Source organism: Acinetobacter sp. ANC_7588 (assembly GCF_056783995.1).
Genome location: NZ_JBWYIU010000010.1, coordinates 1 through 24,786 on the forward strand (window position 1 = coordinate 1; position 24,786 = coordinate 24,786).

Here is a 24,786-nt window from a genome sequence, read left to right on the forward strand (position 1 = left end):
CTGTTGGGGTGATTAAACCATCTGATTCGGCATCTGCTAGTGCTTGCTCTGCCTCTGCATATGCTGCTTCAGCCGCCTCTACTGCCTCTGTTGCTTCTTCAAGTGTAATATCTTCGCCGTCTGGTACGCCATCACCATCTGCATCATTGACTTCAGGTAAGTCAATATTTACAAGAGCATCTAGACGATCTTGTAAACCATCTTTAATCGCTCCATTTGGCAATACATTTACCTTATCTTGAGCAACTTCTTTTGCATCAAGTGCAGCCTGTACTTTCTGTTCAAGAATACTGAGTTCAAGCGGGTTAATTAAGCCATCTTTTTGAGCCAAAGCTAAATTATTAAGAGCTTCAGCATATTTAGCTTCAGCTTCTTCTACAGCTGACTGCGCTTCCTGAATCGCTTCTGGTAAGCCATCTACAATGCCATCACCATCTGCGTCATTTACTTCAGGCAAACTTATGTCAGTCAGATCATCTAATCGATTTTGAAAGGCATCTTTCTGTTCCTGAACAGATTCAGGTAGAGCATTTACTTTACTTTGAGCAGTTGACTTAGCAATTTGTGCCTGCTCTAAAGCATTCTGTAAAGCATTAAGCTCTGTTGGATTAATTAATCCATCACGATTTGCAACAGTTAAAGCATTTTCAGCAGCTGCATACTTTGCTTCAGCCTCCGCAACAGCCAACTCTGCTTCAATGAGTGCTTCAGCGATATCATCTACGATACCATCATCATTTTCATCATTAATTTCAGGTAGGATGATATCCACTAAATCTTCAAGACGTTCCTGCAAAGCATCTTTTTGAGATTGAACTGATTCTGGTAATAAATTTGTTTTAGTTTCTGCTAAGGCTTTGGCACTCTCGAAAGCCTCTTTAGCTTGATCTAATTCCGCTCTTTCAGCAGGTGTAATCAGGCCGTTTTCATTCTTCTCTAAAATTAAATCTTTTAATGCTTCGTACGCTTGTTCAGCATTGGCTACAGCTTCTTCAGCATCTAGTAAAGCTTGCTCGAGATCATCTGGTACACCATCACCATTTTGATCATTAATTGCTGGCAACTCTTCATCAACCAAATCATCTAGTCGATCTTGTAAATCAGATTTTGCCTCGCCATCTACCAAGTTATCGACTTTATCTTGAGCAGCATCTTTAGCATCCTTCGCATCTTGTAATGCTTCCTCTAATTCAGCTTTTTCCTCGGGAGTAATTAACCCATCATTTAATTTATCTTCAATCAAATCTTTAAGATCTTGATAAGCTTTCTCTGCATCATTAACGAGCTGTTTTGCTTCTTCTAATTCATCGTTAATTGGTGGTTCTGGTTCCGGCGATACAGAATTAGATTTTTTATCAGAATCACTCATATTATCTGCAATAGCAACTACTCCAGCAGCTAATCCCCCTGCAATTAACCATGGAGTTAACCCTGTCAAAGCTGTACTTGAGTTTCCAGCGATAAGTGCTGAAATATCATCAATTGGATAATATTTAATAGTCGAAGCTATTTCATTGGCAGCATCTGTGAACTCAACCCAATAAAGCTGACCATTGTCATTAAATAAAATATTATGACTATTTAAGGGATCGTCAAAATAACTTTCTACAACTAATTGTTCGCCATTTTTAAAATTAATAACTAAAGAATTTCCTTCTTTCTGAAAATTTAAGACCTCTTCGATTGATGCATCAATTTTCACAATTGAGTTCTGGTTTAATACGATTTTATTAGCAGTAGTCTTTTCTAAAACCGCCCCATCGTTTTTTGATAGTATTTCTAAATTTTTCATGACGTCACCCAGTATTATTAAGATATTCTTTAACCCTCTATTTTTTTATCAGATTGAGAATCAATGTAAACGTCATAAAAAGTCAGTTGAAAATCAACAAAAATTCATAGTTAAAAAAAATTTTTTACACCCCATTCGAGATTCTTAAAGCAATGTTTTTATTGAAAATATTAATTTTTGAAAAAAATCACTATTTATAAATTAATTGTGAAAAAAATATCAATATTTATATTTTTATATAAATTAGACACAAAATTTTTAAATATTGCAAAAAAATACCAGAAACAAAATTACACTATTAATTAATTAAAGTTACATAATAAAACCCAATGAAACAATATTTTATCTCTTGAAACAAATTAAATTTTATTTATTTTCAAACACTTATTTTTACTAATCTATTTTTCCTATATAAAACATAAGGTTAGAATTAATGAGTTTATTTCAATTTTTTTATTCTTATTACTTCGAAATAACTTAAAAAATGGCCAAAAACACCATTGCAATGTGGAAGTTAAAATATATTTATAGAAATTTTCCAGCCGTTAAAATATTGTTTTATATTGATAATTTAAAAATCAGTTTTAAGTTATTAAGTTACTTTAAAATCAAAAACCGAGATTTAAATCTCGGTCTTTTAGATTCATTGATATTTTAGTTTGGAATTCTTAGAACCTGTCCCGGGAAAATATCATCTGCATTTTTAAGTAATGGTCGGTTTGCTTCAAAAATTTTGTTGTACTGATTTGCATCACCATAAAACTCTTTAGAAATTTTTGAAAGATTATCCCCTGATTTTACTGTATAGAATTTACTTTCAGGCTCTGGAGATGAAACAGTAAGTTGGTCATCGACTTGAGCAACATGATCAATATTTCCCACAGCCAAGATGATCTTTTCACGATCTGCTTGAGTTTGCACTTGTCCTTTTACAGTCGCTAAATCACTGCTTGCATTATAAGTCACAGACAGTCCTGTTACTGGTAAGCCAAGTGATTTAATATGCCCCAATAATTTATTCGCAACTTCTTGAGCAGATGGCTCTGCTGGCGTTGCTGGTGTAGTTTGTTGCTCAGCCGGTGCGGTATTTTTTTTCCCAATACCTTTCACAAAATCAAAAAGACCCATTGTTATTCTCCTATTGTTATTTCAGTTTGGTGATCAAATAATTTAGATCCCTTAATTTTTATACAGAAGAACTATACCTAACGCCGTTATCTTTCTTAAACTTAAGGTAACTTAATGTAATATTGCAATTTAATCCTTAATAAAAAAAAGCCACCATAAAGGTAGCTTTTAAGTTCGAAAAGAACTGAATCTGATGATTAAGCTAATTTCTTAGTTACATAATCGATAGCAGATTGAACAGTTGTAATTTCGTTAGAGTCTTCATCAGGAATAGTAATGTCGAAATCATTTTCGAAAGACATTACAAGCTCAACTAGATCTAGAGAGTCAGCACCTAAGTCATCCATGAAAGATGCTTCGTTTTTAATCTCTTCAGCTTTTAAGCCAAGTTGTTCAGCTACTGCTTGTTTGATACGTTGTTCGATATCGCTCACAGGAATTCTCCTCATTGCTTGTGGCGGCGTATAATGCCTATAGTTTAATTGAATCTTGATATATTTGAAAGTTTATACATCGCATTACGCCATGTATAAACCGCCATTCACGTGTAATACCGTACCAGTAATGTAACTTGCTTTATCAGAAGCAAGGAAACTTACTGCATTTGCGATATCTTGAGGCTGACCAAAACGGTTCAATGCCACTTGATCACTCATTTTTTTCTGAATTTCATCACTTAACTGTTCAGTCATCTCAGTTGCAATAAATCCAGGCGCGATACTATTGACAGTAATTTGACGACTGCCCATTTCTTTAGCCAAACTCCGGCTAAAAGCTTCAATCCCAGCCTTCGCAGCTGAATAATTTGCTTGACCTGGATTTGCAAAATGCGCAACGACAGAACTAATATTGATAATTCGTCCAAATCTCGCTTTCGTCATACCTTTCAATACACGTTTAGAGAGACGGAACACTGCTTTAAGATGAATATTTTGGATATCATCCCAATCATCTTCAGACATACGAAGCAGTAGATTATCTTTTGTGATACCTGCATTATTCACAAGAACAAGTACAGGACCAAAACTTTGTTCAATATCTGTAATGAGTGCATCAATTGCAGCTCCATCACGAACATCGAGTACTTTTCCTGCACCATGTTCAGCAAATTGTGTAGATAATTTTTCAGCACCAGAATCAGATGTAGCCGTACCTACAACAAAAAAGCCATCTTCGATCAGCTGTTGTGCAATCGCAGCACCAATACCACGGCTTGCACCTGTCACTAACGCGACTTTACGTTCCTGCGTCATGCAATTTTCCCTTCTGCAACTAATACAGTATTTAAAGCATCTTCTAAACGAGATTTAGTATCTAAAGGCAATGCTTTTTCAACATGTGCTAGACGTTTTGCTAAATTTGTTAATACATTCCCAGGACCACATTCAACAACATAGCTCACATCTTGATCAGCCAATACTTGAAGTGTTTTAGTCCATTGGACAGACTCATAAAGTTGTGATGTCAACGCTGTACGCAATTCATCAACACTGTCAGCCACTTGTGCATTGACATTTTGAATCACTGGAATGCGAGGTAATTGAATATCAACATCTGCTAAAGCTTTGGCAAACTCTGCTGCCGCTGGCTTCATTAATGAACAATGTGATGGTACTGATACTGGTAACGCAATTGCTTTTGCACCTTGCTCTTTTACCAAAGCCATTAACGCTTCAACTCGTGCAGTATCACCTGCCACCACAACTTGACCCTGTGCATTATAGTTTGCAGCCTCCACCGAACCCTCACCTTGAGCGGTGACTTGAGCACACAGTTCTACAACCTTAGCATCATCAAGACCAAGAATCGCAGCCATAGCACCTTGACCCTGAGGGACAGCATCTTGCATCAACTTACCGCGTAAGTTCACCAATTTAACTGCATCTTTTAAGCTTAAAGATTCTGCAGCAACCAATGCACTGTATTCACCCAGTGAATGTCCCGCTAAATATTTAGGAACGACACCACCAAGCTCTAACCATACACGCCATAAAGCAATGCTTGCTGTGAGCAGTACTGGTTGTGTAAATTCAGTTTGGTTTAACCCTTCACCACTTTGCGCAATGTGCCATAAATCAAAGCCGAGTGCTTCAGAAGCTTCAGCAAACGTTTCTTGCACACTACTAAACTGTTCTGCAAGCTCCGCTAACATTCCTGCTTTTTGAGAACCCTGTCCAGGAAAAACAAATGCAGTTTTGGTCGCAAGAACGGCTTGCTCGAGGCGTTTAGCAGACATATAAAAATCCTTTATTCAGAGCTTGACTATTCAATTTTGATTCATTTCGATCATCTTGAACATCAAACTCAAGTCTTAACTGATTTGATGGAGCGAAATTTATCATTAAAAAAAAGCTTTGGTAATTGCCAAATACAACAAAAAATAGAAATAAAAAAAGGGAGCTTACGCTCCCATTTTTTCTACTAAGCTTGACGCTTAATACATCACCAATTATTCAGCATCAGCTGCTTTAGCGAATAATTGGCGACCACGGTAGACACCATCTTTAGTTACGTGGTGACGACGGTGAGTTTCACCAGTCGTTTGGTCTACTGTTAATGCATTCTCGGTTAAAGCGTCATGTGAACGGCGCATGTCACGGCGAGAGCGACTTTTACGGTTTTGCTGAACGGCCATGATGGCTCCTTACAAAGATCGAAAAAATGGATCAGAACAAATTCGATTGTCTTATACCTAAGAGTATAACACAAAAATTAGTTAAGTTTACCCTTCAAAGCTGCCAAAACACCAAACGGATTATCTCGTTTTTCTTCAACAACTTCTTCTTGGGCAGGTTGATGCTTATGCTCACAAGACTCATGTCTTGGTGACAAAGGAATCAACAATAACAATTCATCTTCTATGAGAGAAAGTAAATCAGCGGTTGCAGGTGCATCAAATGAACCTTTTGTCGTTGCTTCACTCTCACCTAAGACGATGAAATCAGCATCCTCATCCAAGCGCTCTATCAGTGACTCATCATCGACTAAAGCCAGATGAAAGTCCAATTCGAGAGGTAATTCAACAGTATCCAAACAACGTTGGCATTCCATTGGAACCTTCGTTTCAACACTACCATCAAGCCAAACGATACGATGATACGCATCCATTGATAGCTTACAGTCTATATTGATCAATTGATTATCAATTGACCCAACAGCTTCACGGGATATACGAACAAAGCGCGACAATGGCAGTGTACCTGACCATGTGAAGCCCTGTTCAGCCCATTTAAACGGCTCAATCTGTGCCGGAAAGGTATTTGCTGACATAATTAAGGCGGCAATTCTACAAATTCATAAGTACTCTGTCAAAGATTAAGATACAATTTTGCACTTATTCAGACAGATCATTTGGGTTAATCAAGTCATGCATCAGTTGCAGCCGCAACCTGAAGTCACAACTTCATTACAGTTACACTATCCTTCGACCTCAAATTTGACCGATCACTTAGACCGCGTGCAACTCGCACCTTGGGTAAATCTGCAAACAGAAGCTCAACAGGTAGACTGGCTTATCTTACACTTTAATCATTGGTTTTCCCACTTAAATGTCACATTAGTCAAAGGCGACTTTGAACCTGAATACTTCCCTGCCTCAGACCAACAACCCGCTCGCATCCAATTCGCACATGGATTTTTCAATAGTGCTTTACATGAAATAAGTCATTGGACAATCGCAGGAGATCATCGTCGTACTCTTCCTGATCTTGGCTACTGGTATGCACCAGATGGTCGAACCGCTGAACAACAAGCTCTATTTGAACAAGTCGAAATTAAACCTCAAGCAATAGAATGGATGTTTGCCACAGCCTTTGGTCGAAAATTCCGCGTTTCTCTGGACAATTTAACGGGTGAAGGTGGTGATGGACAGTCTTTTAAAGACAATGTTTATGCTCAAGTACAGCGCTATTTTTCAGGTGACGCTCAGCTTCCAAGAGATGCTCAACACTTTATTCAGTGCATCTGTAAGTGTCTCAGAAGTGGCAAAACATTACATTTGGATGAATTTTCTCGTGCATCGCTAGATTAAGTCTAGTAAATATATATTCATGACATTGAAGTGAATGTCTATGCACGCAATAATACGAAAAAATAATCAGGAGAAAATAAAATGCTTCATTTAAGAGTACATCCTGACAATCCACAATCTCGACTTATTACTCAAGCAGTAGAAAGAATACGTGCAGGCGATGTCGTGGTTTATCCAACAGATGCGGCCTATGCCATCGGATGCCAAATTGGTAATAAGCAAGCAATGGAACGAATTGCTCAAATCCGTGATCTTGGTGCTAAGCATCAATATGCGATCTTATGTGCGGATCTCTCAGATATTGCAACGTATGCAAAAGTGGATAATGCAACTTATCGTCTGCTTAAAAATAATACACCTGCGATTACCACCTTTATTTTGCAAGCGACAAGTGAAGTCCCTCGTCGCTTGATGCACCCCAAAAAGAAAACCATTGGTTTACGTGTACCGAGCAACCCAGTCTGTCAAATGCTTCTTAAAGAGCTGGGTGAGCCTTTACTCACCAGCACCCTGATTCTTCCAGGTCAAACTGAGCCTTTGGATGATCCATATGAAATAGAACAACAATTAAGTAAAAGAATTGATGTTTTTATTGATAGTGGACTTGGTACATTAACCACAACAAGTATTGTTGATCTCTCAGGAAGTCAACCTGAAATTATCCGCCGTGGCGTGGGTGATGTGAGTGCTTTTGAGTAAAATGCCTCACCATTCATCTCGCTTTATTTAATTTACGCTGATTTTTCTTTATAAAATACTTGGAGGGTCTTTATTTGTTGACCCTCTTGCGTAAAGTTGCTTGGTTCAAGCCAAGCTAAATAACTTTCTTTTAAAGTCAGCCACTCTTCATCCAACATTGAAAACCAAAGCGTGTTTCGGTTTCTTCCCTTGACCACTTTATGTTGTCTAAACATTCCTTCATATTGAAAACCGAATCGTAGCGCGGCTTTTTTGGAAGGTAAGTTCAACTCATGACACTTCCACTCTATACGCCTAAATCCTAAAGTAAAACACTCATTCAACAGTAAAAATAATACTTCTGTGGCAGCTCTAGACCGTTTTAAATCTGCTGAGAAGTATACATTCCCAATTTCAACCACTCCATCATCCAACCCGATATTCATCAATGCGATCCACCCCATTGGTTTGTTCGCTATGCGAATAACATAATAAATATTCCCTTGTGTACCAAATTGCGATGAGAGTTTATATGACAAATCTTCAATCGAAGTTGGCGCATCGTAAGGCAAATAGGTAAAGCGTGAAATAAACTCATCTGTAATCTTGAGTGGGAATAGATCTCTTGCAAGCTCTTCAATATTTTGAATTAAATTTAAGGGATATAAATTTACATACGTTCCACTCAACGCTTTGAATGAGTCTATAGGGTGAGTATTTGAGTGAACTTTTATACCTACACTTTGTTCATATACATTTTGTTCTACTTTTTGAAAATTATTCATACTGTTTTACTTCTCATCGAATACACGCTAACAATGAATACCAGTTTACATTTATAAGTTAAAACACTAAATACATCTATATAACCTTAAAAAATACTACCTATTTATTTCAAATTTTTTATCGTAAAACTGCGGATAAAGATATATTCAGCACTCGATTTAATTTAGAATACCCATATTGTTTTTATGCTATTCGAATCACTGTCCTTTTACTGATTTCGATATGTGATCTCCTGAATCGCCCAACATGCTTTTGAAAATTCGCGTGGCTAATAATTGTAATGACTCAAGCTATCCATAATCCCATGGACGCACTTCCACACATCCGTGTTTTAGATGAGTGGCAAGATACGATTCCTGAAGATTTATATATACCGCCTGCAGCATTCGAAATTCTATTAGAACATTTCGAAGGACCACTCGACTTTTTAATTTACCTCATCCAAAAAAACGGTTTCGATCTACTTCAGCTCGATATAGCTCCGATTGCAACGCAATATTTGTCATATATTGACAGTATGAAGTCACTCAATATTGAGTTGACCGCAGATTATATGGTGATGGCGGCTTTATTAGCAGATTTAAAATCACGCTTACTGCTGCCTAAACCTAAATCAATTCAAATTGAAAAAGATCCAAAACAAGAATTAATAGATCGTTTAGAGACATATTTAAGGATCAAGCAAGCTGCTGAGCGTCTCGGTCAAATGCCTATTTTGGACCGTGATACTTTTCTACCCAACGTTAGCCTTGGACAAATTAATACAGTAAATGAAGGTTATGAAGCCTCTCTTCTGCGCGATGCTATGTTTTGTATTTTTAATCGCCCAGAGCCTGTTACACACCAGATTACTCAAGAACCTGTTTTGCTTGAAGAACGTATTGCCTATATTGAACAGATGACAAAATCAGGTGAAGTTTTGAAATTTGATCAACTTTTAAAACCAAGTCAAGGCCGTATGGGGTTAGTGGTGACGTTTATGGCAATATTAGAGCTAACACGTCAGCAAAAAGTTCAAATTATTGCATCAGGTATTGAAGCCCCGCTGGCAATTCAAGGGCTGATGATATGACCATTGATCAATCAAACTCCTTTCAAGTTGATGAGTTACACCACGAAGTGCTCATGCAGCTCGAAGCTATTATTTTTGCCAGTGAAGCGCCTGTTTCTATTGCACGCTTGAAAGAGGCATTTCAAAACCAATTTTCCAAACAACAACTGCGCGCATATTTGCAACAGCTTGCAGTGTTACAACACGGTCGTTCAATTGAGCTGACTGAAACAGCTCAAGGTTTTCGCTTTCAAGTTCGTGCTAAGTATCGACAAGTGATTGCACAAACTTGGCCAGAACGTCCAACTAAATTATCACCATCATTGTTAGAAACTCTAGCAGTGATTGCTTATCATCAGCCCGTTACCCGAGCCGATATTGAGCAAATTCGAGGAGTCACGAATAACAGTCAGCAACTCAGAACGTTATTCGATTGGAACTGGATTAAAGAGTCTGGTTTCCGGGAACTTCCAGGAAGACCCGCGTTGTTGGTTACAACGCCACAATTTTTAAATGCTTTTGGTTTAAGTGATTTAAATCAACTGCCTCCCCTACAGGATGCCAAGGAAGCTTTTATGGCATTGGATGCTCACGCACCCAAGTCGTAAATAGGTGAACTGTTGATGATTATTTCTAAGGTTATGCTGTTATGAGTGAAAAATTGCAAAAGGTATTGGCACGTGTAGGTTTGGGCTCTCGCCGCTATATGGAAGAAGTCATTGCTGCCGGTCGTGTTAGTGTCAACGGTCAAGTTGCTCAAGTAGGTGAACGTATCGAACCAACCGATGAGCTTCGTATCGATGGTCGTAAAGTACAGTTCCAAATTGAAGATGAAATCCGTCGTCGTGTATTGATTTACTACAAACCTGAAGGTGAAATCTGTTCACGTAACGACCCTGAAAATCGCCCAACTGTATTTGATCAATTACCATCAATTCCGGGTGATCGTTGGGTCATGGTTGGTCGTTTAGATATCAACTCAACAGGATTATTACTTTTCACAAACGATGGCGAGCTTGCAAACCGCTTAATGCATCCATCTAGTGAAATTGAACGCGAATACGCTGTACGTGTGATGGGTGAAGTGACCCCTCAACTGAAAAAGAACATGACAGATGGTGTCATGCTCGATGATGGTCCAGCAAAATTTGAGTCATTCTCTGAAATTGGTGGTGAAGGGATTAACCGTTGGTATCAAGTGGTTGTAAAAGAAGGACGTAACCGTGAAGTACGCCGCATCTTTGAATCACAAGGCTTGAAAGTCAGCCGTCTATTACGTACACGTTATGGTACAGTCATTCTGCCACGAGAATTACGTACAGGTCGTTGGATTGAACTTGATAAAAATGACATTGATAACTTAACTAAGTCTGTTGAGCTCAAACCACGTCAAGGTACTGGTCTTTACGGTATGGCGAAACGCCGCAATGAACGTATGCAAGAGAAACCACTTGCAGCACGTCGTGGTGGTTATTTACGCCAACAACGCCGTGACGAAGGCGAGCATCAAGAACCACGCCGTGACTTCCGTCAAGGTGGTGCTGATCAAAGCCGCAGTGATAATCGATTTAACAATCGCGCACCGCGTCAAGAAGGCTCAGAAAACCGTTTCAATGCACGTGCGCCACGTCAAGAAGGCTTTGAGAATCGATTCAACAATCGTGCCCCTCGCACTGAAAATCAGGATTTCCGCAATAAGCGTCCTGAAAACAAAGGTGAAGTAAACGGCAATTCTGTTGATTACAAACCACGTAATGAAAATAAATTTGGTCAACGCAAACCTTTTGGTATTAACAAAGGCTTTAAGAAGTTCTAATTTTTTAAATCCCTAAAAAAACCGCTCAATAGAGCGGTTTTTTCATTTATTCAATAAAAGGAATATCAATCCATTTAGCAGATGGAAAATGTTGCGATAAATACTTTTTTAAGTAGGCAGATGTATCACGTGAAATAAGCTCAGCGTCAGATTCAGCATTCAAATTATATGCTAGAGCATATAACTCAAGCCCACGATGCTTCAGTGCCTCTAAGCTCAACAAAGTATGGTTGATGCTTCCCAAACGCCCCGAACTCACCAAAATTATGGGATATTTTTTATCCACTAAATAATCAATGGTTAAATATTGTGTTGTTAGAGGGACCATCAAGCCACCCGCCCCTTCAAGCAAAACAACTTCATATGAAGAGGACAACTGTTGAGTCGCTTGTTCAATTTTAGCGAAATCAATACTTCGCCCATCTATACGTGTCGCTAAGTGAGGCGATGCAGGATAACTGAAAATTTCAGGCATAGTGAGTTTTTGAGTATCTTCCTCTAACCAACCACATCCCATAATTTCACGATGTTTTTCAATATCTTCAGAAACATCCACATTACCCGTTTGAATTAATTTCTGAGTAATGACATTCCGCCCTTGTTCACGCCAAATTTTTGCCAAATAACCAGTGACGTATGTTTTTCCAATTCCAGTATCAATACCGCTCACAAAGTAGATTTGAGCACTCATGACTTACTCCGTGCGATAAAAAATATAGGGTGATACGTTAAAGGATAGACAAGATTCTCTTGCTCATCAGTCGCAATAAATTGTCGGTAACCTAGATAAAACTGATTCAAACTTTGCTTCGTCCAACGAAACCCCTGTGAGGTTGCCGTCACACCTGTGGCCTGTAAATGTTTTAGGACCAATTTTGGGTGCGCGAAGTGTAATTGAGCCAATTGTTGTTCACAGTGCATCACTTCAAATCCGTTCTGCTCTAGTAAGCTTTTAATTTGGCTTTGATCAAAATATTTTAATCCTTGTCCAGTTAAGGATTTAATTTCTTTTAAGTTCTGAGGCCCATAAGTTGAAAAGCAAAAATAACCATTGGGCTTTAAAGCCGAATAAATTTTCTGTATCAATCTTTCAAACTCAGACATCCACTGTAATGCAGAGCTTGAGGCACATAAATCAAGGTCTTTGGGTAACTCAATTTTTTCGACATCACCAATACGCCACTCGACAGGCTGATGATGACTGATGGTATGCTCAACATCAGCATATAAATCATTCAAAATGACTTGATCCATTTTAAAATGATGAAACATCTCTTGAGTTAGATTTCCAGTTCCACATCCAATTTCAAATACTTTAGCAAGCTCAGAAGATGAAACATAAAGACGCATCAGCTCGCTTAAATGCTTCGCTACATTTTGTTGAATACGTGCCTGATCTGCATAAGTCCAATGCGATTTTGCAAATCGAGTAGCAATCATTTCTTTTTGAATAAATTTGTTCAACATAGAGTCATTCATAATTGTTCTTTCAACCGCTCCAATTCATCTTGATTCAGCTGAGAATTCATACAAATTCTCAGGCGTGAACTTCCTTGTGGAACCGTTGGTGGCCGAACCGGCAAAATATAAAAACCAGATTGTTGTAATTGTTGTACGCGCTCAAGTGCACGCTGAGAATCACCTAAAATTAAAGGAATAATCTGCGAGCTTGAAGGACATTCGTAACCTTGCTCAAGAATATATTGACGCAGTTGCAGACTCAAATCACTTAAATGAGCACGTTGCTCCTGCATTTTTTTCATTTTATTCCAAATAAAATGCGTCCAAGCCATGTTGATGGGTGGTTGTGCGGTACTAAAAATCAAAGAGCGCATTTTGTTGATTAAATAATCTTTTAAGATTGGATGACACACAATGTATCCACCAACAGATGCGAGTGCTTTCCCAAATGTTCCGACCAAGAAATCGATATCATCTATGACAGCATATTGTTCAGCGCAACCGAGTCCTTGCTTCCCCCGAACACCAATAGCATGTGCTTCATCTACATATAACATGATTTTACTGAACTGATATTTCAGACTCACCAACGCAGTTAAATCAGTTTCATCACCATCCATACTAAAAATTGATTCAGTTACCACAATGATTCTTTGATACAAGGGATCATCATGATATTGCTCGATCAATTGCTTTAAATGAAGCAGATCATTATGTCGATAACGTATCAGCTTCGCTTTACTTAAGCGAATCCCATCAATCATGCTGGCGTGAATCAATTTATCCGAAAGAATTAAAGTTTGACTATCAGCAATCGCAGGCAGAATACCAATATTCATGTGATAGCCACTGTTGAATAACAGAACTGCCCTTTGATTGAATGATTGACTCATGTCATATTCAAATTGCTCATATTCAGGATAATTTCCTGTGAGTAACCTTGAAGATGAAGAGCTCATTCTTTTTGAATCTGCTGAACAGTAATCAAAAAATGCTTCTCTTATTTGTAGATCTGACGCAATCCCTAAATAATCATTACTCGAAAGATTCAACATTCTCTGTTGCTGAAACTCAACCCATTTTCCATACTGAACGATGGATTTAAACTGCCGAAAATTTCCAGTTTGTTTTAATGAGTCTAACTGCTCTGCGTAGTGATCCAACAGATTCATCTCATTTCCTCTGCAAGCTCCATCACAACACTCACCAACTGCGTTAGTAATTCAGTGAGTTCGACATCTGAAATCACAAAAGGCGGCATGACATAAACTAATTTTCCAAAAGGACGAATCCACACGCCTCGTTCTACGAAACGCTGTTGCAGCGTTTTCATATCAACATTTTGTTTAAGTTCAACAACACCGATAGCACCGAGCACACGAACATCTTGAATATGCGCTTGATCATCTAATCTATGTAAATAATGTTTTAGAATTTGCTCTATTCTTTGAATATTGGACTGCCAATCTTGTGACAATAAAAGCTCAGTACTCTTTAAGGCGACAGCACAAGCCAAGGGATTCGCCATAAATGTAGGTCCATGCATAAATACGCCAGCTTCACCAGAGCTGATCACTTCAGCGACATGTCGCGTGGTCAGTGTTGCAGATAAAGTCATATACCCACCGGTCAGCGCCTTACCAATACACATGATGTCTGGTTCAACTTGAGCGTGTTCCCAAGCAAATAATTTACCTGTTCGTCCAAACCCCGTGGCAATTTCATCAAATATCATTAACACCTGATATTGATCGCATAGCCTCTTGGCTTCGCGTAAATATTCAGGATGATAGAAACGCATGCCTCCAGCACCTTGCACAATCGGCTCAATAATCATGGCAGCGATAGTGGCATGATGGTTTTTTAAAGTTTCTGCCAATACAAGAGTATCTGCTGGATTCCAATCTTCATCAAATCGAGTCTGCGGTGCAGGAACAAAATAACGAGAAGGCAAGCTAGAACCAAAGACCTGATGCATCCCTGTGACGGGATCACAAACTGACATTGCATTCCATGTATCACCATGATAACCAGAACGCGTCGTGATAAAACTGGTTTTATCTTTCTTATCTTGTGCGGTCCAATATTGAACTGCCATTTTCAATGCGACTTCAACGGCGACAGAACCTGAGTCCGCATAGAATATTTTATCTAATTGAGGTGGGGTAATTTTTAATAACGTTTTCCCTAATTCAATCGCAGGATCATGAGTAAGCCCACCAAACATAATGTGTGACATGTGCTGCAATTGATCCGACACAGCTTGATTAAGTTGAGGATGGTTATACCCGTGAATGGCACACCACCAAGATGACATACCATCAATGAGTTGACGACCATCTTCAAGTTCAATCATCACCCCTGTAGCCTTTTTCACTTTATATGTCGGCAGTGGGTTTAACATCGAAGTATAAGGGTGCCATAAGTGTGATAAATCGAATTCGTCAACCATCCTGGAAGAGTGTCCTTATTAATCTAGACAGAGCATAACGCGAATTATTTTTGTTATGAATTGCCTGATTAGACAATATTCATCAGGATTTCTCATTCTTTCTTAGATATTGAACGATTTTGTCACTTAGTTGTGTAGCTCTAAAAATTGAAAAGCAGTGAGAACCTGGGATAATTTCGAATTTAAAAAACTTTGCATCTATCTTTCGGATATTATCTAGAACTTTGTTACTAACTAATCCATCATCATCAGCAAATACATGTAATTGTTTTCCGACATAATTTTTCAATATCTCGACAGTATTAAGATGATATAGTAAATCCAAGCCCTGCTTTTTTAAATCTAGCTCTTCACTCGTAATTGAATTTTGCAAAGATTGCCAATCTTGTTTAGCAGTTTGGCTGCCCTGTGAGACCAGATAACAAAATCGCTTTAAAGTGGTCATGGGGTCATTTTCAAAAGATTCTCTAAAACTTTGAAAAGTAGAAAGCGGCATACCTGTAGACCAGCGTTCATTGGCAACAAAGCAAGGATTCGATGCTAAAGTAATTAACGTTTTTGCCTGACCTGAAAGCTCGAAAACCTTTTGGGTGAGCAACGTTGCTAATTGCCCGCCTAAAGACCACCCTATAATGACATCGACTTTTTTAGCTAACTCTACATGTTTAGATAATTCCACAGGATCGAGTGCATTAAAGATATTAATCAGATCGATTTGAAATCCTGCCATATCCAAAGTAGTTTTTAAGTTTTCAAGTGGTTTTGTTCCGAGTCCCCAACCGGTAATTAATAAGATTTTACTCATGATTGCCAATCCTTAGCTGATCGTTTTCGGTCAGTATATAAAGCCAAGCACAATAACTCATTGAGCAAATCATTCAATTTCACTTTGATTTTTAGATAATTATTAAAAATGATTCAATTCAGACAAAACTCAGGTATAAAAAAACCCAGCCTTGCTGGGTTTTAACTTACATTTGAGACTGAATATAGTTTTGTAAACCGATCAGTTCAATTAAGCGAAGCTGTTTTTCTAACCAATAGGTATGATCTTCTTCGGTATCCGACATTTGTTGACGCAACATATCACGTGTCACGTAATCGCCTTTTTCCTCGCAAAGCTTTACACCTTGCGCTAATTTTTCACGCACTTCGTACTCAAGCTTTAAATCTGCTTTTAAACATGAAACGACGTCTTCACCTACTTCAATATCATCACGATTCATATTCGGTGTGCCTTCTAGGAATAAGACACGGCGAATAATAGCATCAGCATGTTGTGCTTCTTCTTGCATTTCATGATCGATACGCTCAAAAATCTTAGTGAGACCCCAATCTTCATACATACGTGAATGAATGAGATATTGATCACGAGCAGCCAGTTCACCACCGATCAACATATTTAAGTAATCTACGACTTCTGGATTGCCACGCATTTCAATCACTCCATTCTTTAATAGCAACATTATGAACAATCAGAGCTTATTTTGCAAAAAATATAATGTGTAAGTTTATGATTTTTATATAATTAAAATGAGAAACATACGCATTTGCAGTTTGAATCACTTATTTTTTACTTAAAAAATAACCCCTTGCATACAGTTAAAAAAATTCGAGAGCAGTTTTAAACAAATTTTAGCTCTATTTAATTTTGTAACCAATCGAAGTGACTATCATTACATTTGAGTTGATGTTGAAAATGATCAAGGACAAATCCTTTTTTTAATTTTAGAATGAATCTATTTGACCATCAGGCAATAACAATGATGACGACTACTGCCCCGATTTTGGTGACAGGTGCAACTGGCTATATTGCTGGTTGGGTAATTAAACAATTATTAGAACAAGGATACACCGTTCACGCCACTGTACGAGACTTAACTAAAAGTTCAAGTTTTCAACATTTAGAACAAATCGCATCTCAAACTTCAGGCGCTTTAAAGTTATTTCAAGCAAATCTCTTAGAAGAAGGTTCGTTTGATGAAGCAATGAAAGACTGTGAAATTGTGATCCATATGGCGTCACCTTTTTTAGTGACTAACTTTAAAGATCCAATCACAGACTTGATTGACCCTGCACTAAAAGGTACGACCAATGTACTGAACAGTGTCAATCGTACAGATACAGTAAAACGTGTCGTTGTCACATCTAGTATTGCTTCAACTTATGGCGATGCAGTGGATATTTTGAAAACTGAGCAGAACCAGTTTGAAGAAAGCCATTGGAATACCACCAGTAGTGCCGAACACCAACCTTATTTTTACTCTAAAGTCGCAGCAGAACGCAAAGCATGGGATATGCAAAAGGCACAATCTCGATGGAATTTAGTGTGTATCAATCCCTCATTGGTTGTTGGACCATCACTCACACCTTCTACACAATCTGGAAGTGTTGAAGTCATTCAACAATTTGGAAATGGCATGACATTATTTGGTGTTCCTCCAATGTGGAATGGTTTAGTCGATGTTCGAGATGTCGCTCATGCGCATATCCAAGCAGCACTTCACCCTAAAGCACATGGACGATATATTATTAATGCTAAAACGATGACCCTACTCGAAATGGGTAAAACATTACGACAACATTATGGTGGACGCTATCCTTTCCCACGAATGATTGCTCCCAAGTTTTTATTCAAATTACTCGCTCCTCTGTTTGGCTATACGCGAAAATTCGTTGACTTGAATGTGGGTTACCCCATTTACTTCAATGCTGAGCGTAGTAAGCAAGAATTAGGCATGCAATATCGTGACGTTGAGACAAGTATCGTAGAACATTTTCAACAGCTACTTGACGATGGCATTATCAAAAAACGTGGTTAATATCTAATTACTCGAGAAAAAAGGGCATCTATTGATGCCCTTTGTTATGTGCAAGATACACTTAAGACTCAGGTTCAGTGAGCTGACCATGCTGGATCATAAATGCAATAAACTCAGCTTCATTCATCACCGGAATACCTAATTTTTCTGCTTTTTCAAGTTTGGAACCTGCCTTTTCACCAGCAACCAAGCATTTCGTTTTACTGGATACACTACCACTCACACGTGCACCTAATGCCTGTAAGAGTTGAGTCGCTTCATCTCGCCCCATACTGCTTAAAGTACCAGTCACCACCCAGCTCTCACCATTTAAAGGTTGTCGAGTCGGTGCTATCGGTGCATCCCAATGAATTCCAGCCTCAATTAATCGATTTAATACTTCAATATTATGTTCAGCTTTGAAAAAGTCTAATATCCATTCTGCAGTAATATCACCTACATCAGGGGTTTTCTTTAATGCTTCTAAATCAGCAGATTTCAGCGCATCTAAAGTCTGGAAGGTATTGGCTAACATTCGAGCCGTAGTCTCGCCTACTCCTCGAATGCCTAGTGCGTAAATAAATGCCGCTAATGTTGTTTTTTTACTACTTTCTATTGAGTCTATGAGATTTTGTACAGATTTCTCGCCCATTTTTTCAATAGTCAGCAGCTTTTCACGATGCTCGTGCAAGTGGTAAATGTCTGCAACATCTTTGAGGAGTTCAAGATGTAATAAAGACTCAACCCAACGATCACCCAAACCTTCGATGTCCATTGCTTTACGTGATACAAAATGACGGATCGCCTCTATACGCTGTGCCGCACAATAAAGCCCCCCTGAACATCGTGCTAAAGCTTCGCCTTCGGGCATCACAACTGGAGAAGCACATACAGGACATTGTTCTGGCAATTGAATTTCAGTGGTTTCTAGAGGTCGAAATTCTGGCCAAACCTTTTCAACTTTAGGAATAACATCTCCGCTACGATAGACACTCACCGTATCTCCAACGCGCACGTCCAAGCGATGTATTTCACCAATATTATGTAAAGTCACGTTTGATACTGTGACTCCGCCAACCGATACAGGATTTAATCGCGCTACAGGCGTTAAAGTACCTGTACGCCCTACCTGCCAATCAATATTTTCAACTGTGGTTAGCGCAGCCACTGCAGGGAACTTATATGCTGTTGCCCATCGAGGTTCACGACTTAAAAAGCCTAATTGTTGTTGTTGCTTCAAATCATTGACTTTGATCACCATCCCGTCAATTTCAACTGACAGGTTTGGACGCTCCTGATTTACAGATTCATAAGCCGCTTGAACCTCTTCAATACTGTCACAAACAAAATGTTTTTCCCCAACAGCAAAGCCCAACTGTTCAAGCCAATTTAAGCTCTCTGACATCGTGCTCAGACCATGATGTGGCATGCATTGCGCAATTCCATAAGCATAGAATGCAAGTGGTCGTGATGCTGCTATGGTCGGATCAAGTTGACGCAAACTCCCTGCTGCCGCATTTCTTGGGTTAGCAAAAGTTTTCTCACCTTTGGCCTCATTTTCAGCATTTAACTTTACAAATCCAGCTTTAGGCATTAGTACTTCGCCACGAACTTCTAACAACGCTGGTGGTACACCTTGAGACATCATGAGTACTTTAGGCAAATTACGAATTGTTTTTACATTTTGGGTTATGACTTCTCCTGTTTCACCATCCCCACGTGTAACCGCTCGAATCAACACACCATGTTCATACCATAGCGAGATCGCAAGCCCATCAAATTTAAGTTCGACGTCGTATTGGATTTTCTGGTTAGGTAAACGCTCTTCAATTCTGCGTGCAAAGGCAAAAAGTTCATCCTGATTAAACACATTACCTAAGGACAGCATTGGCACTGTATGTGTAATATTTTCAAACTTAGATAAAGGTTTATCACCGACTTTATTGGTCGGTGTATCCGTCTGTACTAAATCAGGATATTGTTCTTCTAAGTTTTTTAGTTGATAAAACAATTGATCATATTCACTGTCTTCAATTGTCGGCTGATCCATCACATAATAAGCATGGTTATGCCGAGCCAGTAATTGAATGAGTTGGCGCATTTGCGCAACGACAGCGTTCTGATCCATATTTTCACCATATAAAAGGGCGGAAAATTCCGCCCAATAATTTCAACCTAAACAGTATAAATGACTTTACACAAATTCAGTAAGTCACCTAGGTGATTAAACAGCTTGACCTGATCTATAGTCGATCGCTTTATGGCGCCAGTGTTCTTTTAACTGCGGTGTAAATTCAAGATTATTTTCATCATAGACGGTACCATCTGTTTCACGTGCAATAAGCCCTGCAATACTCACCATACTGTCATAGCCTTTTTGAACATTATGATGCGGTAATGCTAAGAAGAATGCTAAACCTTGGACTTGTTCACCAGATAATGTTTCTAAATCAAAACCTGCAGGACCCTGATCTGTGATTCTGAGTACGGAAAACAGCAATGGGCTGACTGCATCAGGAGTTTCATAACGATGGAAACAGTTCATTTCGCCAAAGCGCAATCCATATTTCATTAACACTTTCAAAGCTTTATCACCAGAAAGTGCTTTTCGAGGGTTCGGATACATATTCAAACTAATAATGTATTCGGCATTTGCTAAAGCACTTTCATCATCAAAACGTTGCTGTTCATGTAAATGCACATCCAAGATGCTGCTTTCTTCTTCAAATTCTTTGATTTCAGCAGTTTGAATATTCGGATTTAATACAAAACTTGGCTCAACTTTTTTCGAGTCTTCAATTGTAGTTTCTACAGTTTCTACGATTGAATCTTTCGAAATAAGATCTGCACTTTGAGTGTCTGTTACACCATCAGTCGACTGAGCTTTACTCTCGACTGTTTCTGTATTTTTTTCTAGTGGGTCAGTCTCAGTGCTGTCCGAGTTTTTACTGGAGTCGAGCAGAGATTTACTTTCTTTCTCTGCAAGGTCTACCGAAGTATTCAGTTGCACTGTATCTACCACTTCTACAGTTTTTTGAATATTTTCAGGCGTCTTTGTAGCATGCTGATCAGCTGTTTGATCCACTCGAGCCACATCACTCGCTTCAATGTCTTTCAAACTTGGTTCTACACGCTCAGAAGAAGCCAATGGTGCGGCTTGCGCCTGTAAAAGACTACGAACATGACGAGGAATGACGGGTTGATTACATTGTTCATTTATATGTAATTCAGCATCTAATGACGGTGCTGCATCACTCGGCTTGCGCAGGATCATAAACAACCCTATGCAACAGATCACGATTGCGATCACAATTCCGATAATGGTACTGATTTCCATATTAAGACTCCGCAGCTAAACCGTATTCTTTCGCTTCTTCTAGATCAACAGTGACTAACTTCGATGTTCCTGGCTCAGGCATTGTTACACCAAGTAAGTCAGTAGCCATCGTCATCGCAACTTTATTGTGTGTAATGTAAATGAATTGGACCTGTTCAGAAAGCTCTTTTACTAAATTACAAAAACGTCCAACATTTGCATCATCTAACGGTGCATCAACCTCATCCAATACACAAAATGGTGCTGGATTCAGTCGAAATATAGCAAAAACTAATGCTAGTGCTGTTAGTGCTTTTTCACCGCCTGATAACAATGCTAAAGAACTATTTCGCTTTCCTGGTGGTCGAGCCATTAGCTTTACACCAGATTGCCAATCATCTTCTAAACTTAAACTTGCTTCACCACCATTAAACACCTTTGGGAATAAGTTTTGCAATTCCGTATTTACTTGATCAAAGGTAGTCATGAATAGCTTTTTAGTTTCTTGATCAATGCTTTTCATCGCATCTTTTAATTGTGCGACTGTTTTTTCAAGATCTTCAATTTGATGGCTTAAATCTTCATAGCGCTTTGATACTTCTTCATACTCTTCTGAAGCTGCTAAGTTCACAGCGCCTATTTTGTCAAACTGACGCTGTGCCTGCTCTAACTGCTGTTGGTGCTGACTCAAATCAATTTTCACATTTTCTAATAATTCTGCATTAAGCTCTTTTAATTGTTCAGCATAATGTTGTAAATCAGATTTAGCCACTTGCCATGCTAAACGCTTCTCTTCTAACTGGGTTCTAAAGTGCTCATCACTTTGCTGATGATTTAATCGTAGCTCCGTCAATTTTTGTTGCTTAGACTGTATTTCATTAAGTTCGACTTGCCATGAGGACCAAGTCTTTTGTAACTTTTCAGTCTGCTGCTTTTGAACCTCATATTGGCTTTGCAAAGTGGGTAATTCTAATTGAATCGGATCCACGAAATTTTTAGCTTGTGTAATTTGAGTGATGATCTGCTTATATTGAGTTTTTAGAAAACTTGCATCTTTTTCCAACAGCTCAATTTGTTGCTGATTTTGCGTATGAGTACGGCGGTTTTTTTCTAACTCTTGTTGTTTTTTGTAAACTAAGTCCTGAAGATGCTCAACCTGATTATTCAATTCTTCAACTTGAAACTCTAAAGTTTTGTAGTGTGGAAGATTGTGCTCAATCTTGAGCATCAATGCATGTAAATCGATTTCGAGATCATCTTTTTGCATCGCATCTTCTTCAAGCTGCGCATCAAGTTGAGCAATTTGCGACTCGATGTGTAGATTTTGCGATTCAAAAGCCTGCTGAGCCATTTGCTGTTTTGCAATCTTCACTTCAAATTGGTGAGCAAGAGCTTGATGATTTTTTAACGCTTTTTGTAACTCCGTACATTCACTATTTTTTTGTTCAAGCTTTAATTGCATCTCAGCGAGTTCGAGCGTCATTGACTCATGCGCTTTCACCATTTGTGTCAACTCTGAATCAATTTCATCTAATCGAATTCGGTGGCTAAGTGCTCCTTGAGCATCTTGACTCGACTCATCAAAGTACAGACCAATCATCCAGTCAGGACCAATATGATAGCCATCCAAACTTAAAATAGACTCACCTTGTTTTAATTGAGGCTGTAATTGAAGCGCCTGCTCAAAATCTTGAGCTATCGCAAGGTTTAACCATAATGAGTTTTGGGGGAAATCAATCCAGCTCGCTAATGTGGGTAAACCAAGTACAGTCCCAGATACATCTTGCTGAATAACTTTTAATTGACGGGCTGATTCGGTCTGAAATAAATCTTCACTCTTTAACGTATTCGCATGCAGCCACTTTGACAGAAATTTTTCGACCAATGCTGTAAATGGTTTCGCCTGATCTTTTAGCTTCAAAATTTGCATTAAAGGGTCATTGCTCTTCGATGCATGTCGACTGACTTTCACCACAAGCTGTTGTAATTGTTTTTGTTCAGATTTCAAAATCTGGATGTGTGAATTCAAATCTGTGCATTTACTTTTTTGCTCAGTCAATGAGATTTGATCACGTTTCAATTGAGTTTCTAATTGCTCAATTCTTTCTTCTAGACGAACGATTTCAATCTGTACATCATGTTTTTCATGCAGGAGATTGTCAATATCATCCTGTTCATACTGTGCTTGATTTTGAGATTTTTGTTCGAGCAAAGTTTGCTTTTGCTGCTCAATTCGAAGCACATTTTTAGCCAATTGATCACTCTGCGCCAACATTTGTGCACGTTGCTGTTGTTGCTTTTCAACCAATGCTTTTATTTCAGAAAATGATTTTTGCGCTTCAAGTTGCTTTGCCTTCAGCTCATTGAATTGTTGTAAATCAAGCTGTGCATTTGATTCAGTATCACTCAATGTTGTTGCTTGATGTTCTTGCTGGAGGATCAAATCTTCCAACTGAATATCAATCAGTTGCATCCGCTCTTTGGTTTGTATTTTTTGCTCTTCAAGCTGCTTTAAAGTTAAAGTATTTTGAGCAAACAATTGCTGTTTTTGATCCAAATTGGCTTGTAATTCAGCCAGTTTTTTTTCAGCTTGTTGCCATTCTTGCTGAAGTGGTGTGGATTGTTGCATTAATCGCTGAAATAACTCATTTGTTGCTGTTAAATCATGCTCAACAGTGGTGAGTTCAGAACGAACAAGCTTAAATTGCTCACCCAATTCAGTCATTTCAGTTGTATATTCTTGTTGAATTCGTTCACTTTGATGGCATTGAAATGAAAGTATCTCAACTTTCAAAGTTCGAATTTCAGTCTCTAAGGCTTTATATTGAAGTGCAGCTTCTGCTTGACGCTTTAGTGTCTTTAATTGTGATTTTAATTCAACAGCAATGTCATTTAGACGACTTAAATTTTGATGAGTATGTTCTAAATGTTGCATCGTCTCACGACGACGTGCTTGATAACGTGATACTCCAGCAGCCTCTTCGATATAAACACGCATTTCATCTGGTTTTGCATCGACCAAACGATTAATCATGCCTTGTTCAATAATCGCATACGAACGAGGACCTAAGCCTGTTCCTAAAAAAATATCTGTAATATCACGGCGGCGGCATTTTGTGCCATTGAGAAAATATTCAGATTTACCATCGCGATTGACTTGGCGACGTACCGCCAACTCACTATAAGCGTTGTATGCTCCACCTAGTTTGCCATAGGTGTTTTCGAAGCGTAATTCTACACTGGCCATTCCCACTGGTTTACGCTTTGCTGTCCCAGTAAAAATGACATCCTGCATACTTCCACCACGTAACTGGCGTGCGCTTGACTCTCCCATCACCCATCGGATTGCATCGATGACGTTGGATTTACCACAACCATTTGGTCCCACGACTGCGGTACGGTTGGCTTTAAATTGTAAGGTGCTGCTATCCGCAAAAGATTTAAAGCCAGAGAGTTTTAAGCTGCTTAATCGCAT

At 38.7% G+C, this 24,786-nt stretch carries 23 protein-coding genes; 6 read left to right on the forward strand and 17 right to left on the reverse strand.

Features of this window, described 5'->3' with window-relative positions; all coding sequences use genetic code 11:
* From AC1M9J_RS10210 to AC1M9J_RS10240, 7 genes are all read right to left on the reverse strand, one after another.
* Positions 1 to 1,792 (reverse strand): GA-like domain-containing protein (locus AC1M9J_RS10210; protein WP_481952263.1); only part of this gene is annotated, 1,792 nt, incomplete at its 3' end.
* 654 nt (positions 1,793 to 2,446) lie between these two features.
* A complete protein-coding gene (gene lysM, locus AC1M9J_RS10215) occupies positions 2,447 to 2,920 on the reverse strand; it encodes a peptidoglycan-binding protein LysM (RefSeq protein WP_481952264.1) in 474 nt (157 codons plus the stop codon).
* 197 nt (positions 2,921 to 3,117) lie between these two features.
* On the reverse strand, positions 3,118 to 3,354 hold the full coding sequence (gene acpP / locus AC1M9J_RS10220) for an acyl carrier protein (protein WP_035269198.1): 237 nt from the start codon (positions 3,352 to 3,354) through the stop codon (positions 3,118 to 3,120).
* A gap of 84 nt (positions 3,355 to 3,438) precedes the next feature.
* Complete coding sequence (gene fabG, locus AC1M9J_RS10225) at positions 3,439 to 4,173, reverse strand: 3-oxoacyl-ACP reductase FabG (protein WP_481589204.1); 735 nt, start codon at positions 4,171 to 4,173, stop codon at positions 3,439 to 3,441.
* Positions 4,170 to 5,156: an ACP S-malonyltransferase gene (gene fabD, locus AC1M9J_RS10230; protein WP_481952265.1), complete on the reverse strand. Its 987-nt coding sequence runs from the start codon at positions 5,154 to 5,156 to the stop codon at positions 4,170 to 4,172. Before fabD ends, fabG begins: the two co-directional genes overlap by 4 nt.
* A 213-nt stretch (positions 5,157 to 5,369) precedes the next feature.
* Positions 5,370 to 5,555 carry a 50S ribosomal protein L32 gene (rpmF, locus tag AC1M9J_RS10235; protein WP_035269206.1) on the reverse strand — a complete coding sequence of 62 codons (186 nt, stop codon included), beginning with the start codon at positions 5,553 to 5,555 and terminating at the stop codon, positions 5,370 to 5,372.
* A 77-nt stretch (positions 5,556 to 5,632) separates the two neighbouring features.
* Entirely contained in the window at positions 5,633 to 6,190 is a 558-nt protein-coding gene (locus tag AC1M9J_RS10240; RefSeq protein ID WP_179999015.1) for a YceD family protein, read from the reverse strand.
* A gap of 97 nt (positions 6,191 to 6,287) precedes the next feature.
* Here AC1M9J_RS10240 and AC1M9J_RS10245 point away from each other — a divergent pair, with 97 nt between their 5' ends.
* Entirely contained in the window at positions 6,288 to 6,950 is a 663-nt protein-coding gene (locus AC1M9J_RS10245) for an elongation factor P hydroxylase (RefSeq protein WP_180028321.1), read from the forward strand.
* 81 nt (positions 6,951 to 7,031) lie between these two features.
* Complete coding sequence (locus tag AC1M9J_RS10250; protein WP_035269212.1) at positions 7,032 to 7,649, forward strand: L-threonylcarbamoyladenylate synthase; 618 nt, start codon at positions 7,032 to 7,034, stop codon at positions 7,647 to 7,649.
* A gap of 32 nt (positions 7,650 to 7,681) precedes the next feature.
* Here AC1M9J_RS10250 and AC1M9J_RS10255 read toward each other — a convergent pair whose 3' ends face one another.
* The gene (locus tag AC1M9J_RS10255; protein WP_481952266.1) at positions 7,682 to 8,413 is read right to left on the reverse strand and encodes a GNAT family N-acetyltransferase; all 732 of its coding nucleotides are present in this window, start codon (positions 8,411 to 8,413) and stop codon (positions 7,682 to 7,684) included.
* Between the two features lie 281 nt (positions 8,414 to 8,694).
* On the opposite strand from AC1M9J_RS10255, the gene AC1M9J_RS10260 reads away from it, so the two are divergent.
* The 3 genes from AC1M9J_RS10260 to rluB are packed head-to-tail and all read left to right on the forward strand — an operon-like array spanning position 8,695 to position 11,281.
* Positions 8,695 to 9,486, forward strand: a complete 792-nt coding sequence (locus AC1M9J_RS10260; protein ID WP_481597909.1) for a segregation and condensation protein A — start codon at positions 8,695 to 8,697, stop codon at positions 9,484 to 9,486.
* Positions 9,483 to 10,073, forward strand: a complete 591-nt coding sequence (scpB, locus tag AC1M9J_RS10265) for an SMC-Scp complex subunit ScpB (protein ID WP_035269219.1) — start codon at positions 9,483 to 9,485, stop codon at positions 10,071 to 10,073. Before AC1M9J_RS10260 ends, scpB begins: the two co-directional genes overlap by 4 nt.
* A 41-nt stretch (positions 10,074 to 10,114) precedes the next feature.
* The gene (rluB, locus tag AC1M9J_RS10270; protein ID WP_081403293.1) at positions 10,115 to 11,281 is read left to right on the forward strand and encodes a 23S rRNA pseudouridine(2605) synthase RluB; all 1,167 of its coding nucleotides are present in this window, start codon (positions 10,115 to 10,117) and stop codon (positions 11,279 to 11,281) included.
* 46 nt (positions 11,282 to 11,327) lie between these two features.
* On the opposite strand, the gene bioD is transcribed toward rluB, so the two are convergent.
* From bioD to ftn, 6 genes are all read right to left on the reverse strand, one after another.
* Positions 11,328 to 11,972, reverse strand: a complete 645-nt coding sequence (bioD, locus tag AC1M9J_RS10275) for a dethiobiotin synthase (RefSeq protein ID WP_481952267.1) — start codon at positions 11,970 to 11,972, stop codon at positions 11,328 to 11,330.
* On the reverse strand, positions 11,969 to 12,748 hold the full coding sequence (bioC, locus tag AC1M9J_RS10280; protein ID WP_481587227.1) for a malonyl-ACP O-methyltransferase BioC: 780 nt from the start codon (positions 12,746 to 12,748) through the stop codon (positions 11,969 to 11,971). The genes bioD and bioC overlap by 4 nt, the downstream gene beginning before the upstream one ends.
* A gap of 8 nt (positions 12,749 to 12,756) precedes the next feature.
* Positions 12,757 to 13,914 (reverse strand): 8-amino-7-oxononanoate synthase, encoded by a 1,158-nt coding sequence (locus AC1M9J_RS10285; RefSeq protein ID WP_481952268.1) that lies wholly within the window; start codon positions 13,912 to 13,914, stop codon positions 12,757 to 12,759.
* On the reverse strand, positions 13,911 to 15,194 hold the full coding sequence (bioA, locus tag AC1M9J_RS10290) for an adenosylmethionine--8-amino-7-oxononanoate transaminase (protein ID WP_481609095.1): 1,284 nt from the start codon (positions 15,192 to 15,194) through the stop codon (positions 13,911 to 13,913). Before bioA ends, AC1M9J_RS10285 begins: the two co-directional genes overlap by 4 nt.
* Before the next feature lie 82 nt (positions 15,195 to 15,276).
* Positions 15,277 to 16,002 carry an alpha/beta hydrolase family protein gene (locus tag AC1M9J_RS10295; RefSeq protein ID WP_481597917.1) on the reverse strand — a complete coding sequence of 242 codons (726 nt, stop codon included), beginning with the start codon at positions 16,000 to 16,002 and terminating at the stop codon, positions 15,277 to 15,279.
* Between the two features lie 163 nt (positions 16,003 to 16,165).
* Positions 16,166 to 16,630, reverse strand: a complete 465-nt coding sequence (ftn, locus tag AC1M9J_RS10300) for a heteropolymeric bacterioferritin subunit Ftn (RefSeq protein WP_481587223.1) — start codon at positions 16,628 to 16,630, stop codon at positions 16,166 to 16,168.
* 321 nt (positions 16,631 to 16,951) lie between these two features.
* Between ftn and AC1M9J_RS10305 the strand changes: the two genes are divergently transcribed.
* Positions 16,952 to 18,016, forward strand: coding sequence for an SDR family oxidoreductase (locus AC1M9J_RS10305; protein ID WP_481587240.1), 1,065 nt, complete (start codon positions 16,952 to 16,954; stop codon positions 18,014 to 18,016).
* 61 nt (positions 18,017 to 18,077) lie between these two features.
* On the opposite strand, the gene ligA is transcribed toward AC1M9J_RS10305, so the two are convergent.
* From ligA to smc, 3 genes are all read right to left on the reverse strand, one after another.
* The gene (ligA, locus tag AC1M9J_RS10310) at positions 18,078 to 20,123 is read right to left on the reverse strand and encodes an NAD-dependent DNA ligase LigA (protein ID WP_035269246.1); all 2,046 of its coding nucleotides are present in this window, start codon (positions 20,121 to 20,123) and stop codon (positions 18,078 to 18,080) included.
* Positions 20,124 to 20,219: 96 nt separating this feature from the next.
* The gene (locus tag AC1M9J_RS10315) at positions 20,220 to 21,332 is read right to left on the reverse strand and encodes a cell division protein ZipA C-terminal FtsZ-binding domain-containing protein (RefSeq protein WP_481952269.1); all 1,113 of its coding nucleotides are present in this window, start codon (positions 21,330 to 21,332) and stop codon (positions 20,220 to 20,222) included.
* A gap of 1 nt (position 21,333) precedes the next feature.
* The gene (smc, locus tag AC1M9J_RS10320; RefSeq protein WP_481952270.1) at positions 21,334 to 24,786 is read right to left on the reverse strand and encodes a chromosome segregation protein SMC; all 3,453 of its coding nucleotides are present in this window, start codon (positions 24,784 to 24,786) and stop codon (positions 21,334 to 21,336) included.

What these genes read in the sequence shown, in the direction of transcription:
- lysM (WP_481952264.1), bottom strand. Translation starts at nt 2,920, where the DNA reads ATGGGTCTTTTTGATTTTGTGAAAGGTATTGGGAAAAAAAATACCGCA.
- fabG (WP_481589204.1), bottom strand. Translation starts at nt 4,173, where the DNA reads ATGACGCAGGAACGTAAAGTCGCGTTAGTGACAGGTGCAAGCCGTGGT.
- fabD (WP_481952265.1), bottom strand. Translation starts at nt 5,156, where the DNA reads ATGTCTGCTAAACGCCTCGAGCAAGCCGTTCTTGCGACCAAAACTGCA.
- rpmF (WP_035269206.1), bottom strand. Translation starts at nt 5,555, where the DNA reads ATGGCCGTTCAGCAAAACCGTAAAAGTCGCTCTCGCCGTGACATGCGC.
- AC1M9J_RS10240 (WP_179999015.1), bottom strand. Translation starts at nt 6,190, where the DNA reads ATGTCAGCAAATACCTTTCCGGCACAGATTGAGCCGTTTAAATGGGCT.
- AC1M9J_RS10245 (WP_180028321.1), top strand. Translation starts at nt 6,288, where the DNA reads ATGCATCAGTTGCAGCCGCAACCTGAAGTCACAACTTCATTACAGTTA.
- AC1M9J_RS10250 (WP_035269212.1), top strand. Translation starts at nt 7,032, where the DNA reads ATGCTTCATTTAAGAGTACATCCTGACAATCCACAATCTCGACTTATT.
- AC1M9J_RS10255 (WP_481952266.1), bottom strand. Translation starts at nt 8,413, where the DNA reads ATGAATAATTTTCAAAAAGTAGAACAAAATGTATATGAACAAAGTGTA.
- AC1M9J_RS10260 (WP_481597909.1), top strand. Translation starts at nt 8,695, where the DNA reads ATGACTCAAGCTATCCATAATCCCATGGACGCACTTCCACACATCCGT.
- scpB (WP_035269219.1), top strand. Translation starts at nt 9,483, where the DNA reads ATGACCATTGATCAATCAAACTCCTTTCAAGTTGATGAGTTACACCAC.
- rluB (WP_081403293.1), top strand. Translation starts at nt 10,115, where the DNA reads ATGAGTGAAAAATTGCAAAAGGTATTGGCACGTGTAGGTTTGGGCTCT.
- bioD (WP_481952267.1), bottom strand. Translation starts at nt 11,972, where the DNA reads ATGAGTGCTCAAATCTACTTTGTGAGCGGTATTGATACTGGAATTGGA.
- bioC (WP_481587227.1), bottom strand. Translation starts at nt 12,748, where the DNA reads ATGTTGAACAAATTTATTCAAAAAGAAATGATTGCTACTCGATTTGCA.
- AC1M9J_RS10285 (WP_481952268.1), bottom strand. Translation starts at nt 13,914, where the DNA reads ATGAATCTGTTGGATCACTACGCAGAGCAGTTAGACTCATTAAAACAA.
- bioA (WP_481609095.1), bottom strand. Translation starts at nt 15,194, where the DNA reads ATGGTTGACGAATTCGATTTATCACACTTATGGCACCCTTATACTTCG.
- ftn (WP_481587223.1), bottom strand. Translation starts at nt 16,630, where the DNA reads ATGCGTGGCAATCCAGAAGTCGTAGATTACTTAAATATGTTGATCGGT.
- ligA (WP_035269246.1), bottom strand. Translation starts at nt 20,123, where the DNA reads ATGGATCAGAACGCTGTCGTTGCGCAAATGCGCCAACTCATTCAATTA.
- AC1M9J_RS10315 (WP_481952269.1), bottom strand. Translation starts at nt 21,332, where the DNA reads ATGGAAATCAGTACCATTATCGGAATTGTGATCGCAATCGTGATCTGT.
- smc (WP_481952270.1), bottom strand. Translation starts at nt 24,786, where the DNA reads ATGCGATTAAGCAGCTTAAAACTCTCTGGCTTTAAATCTTTTGCGGAT.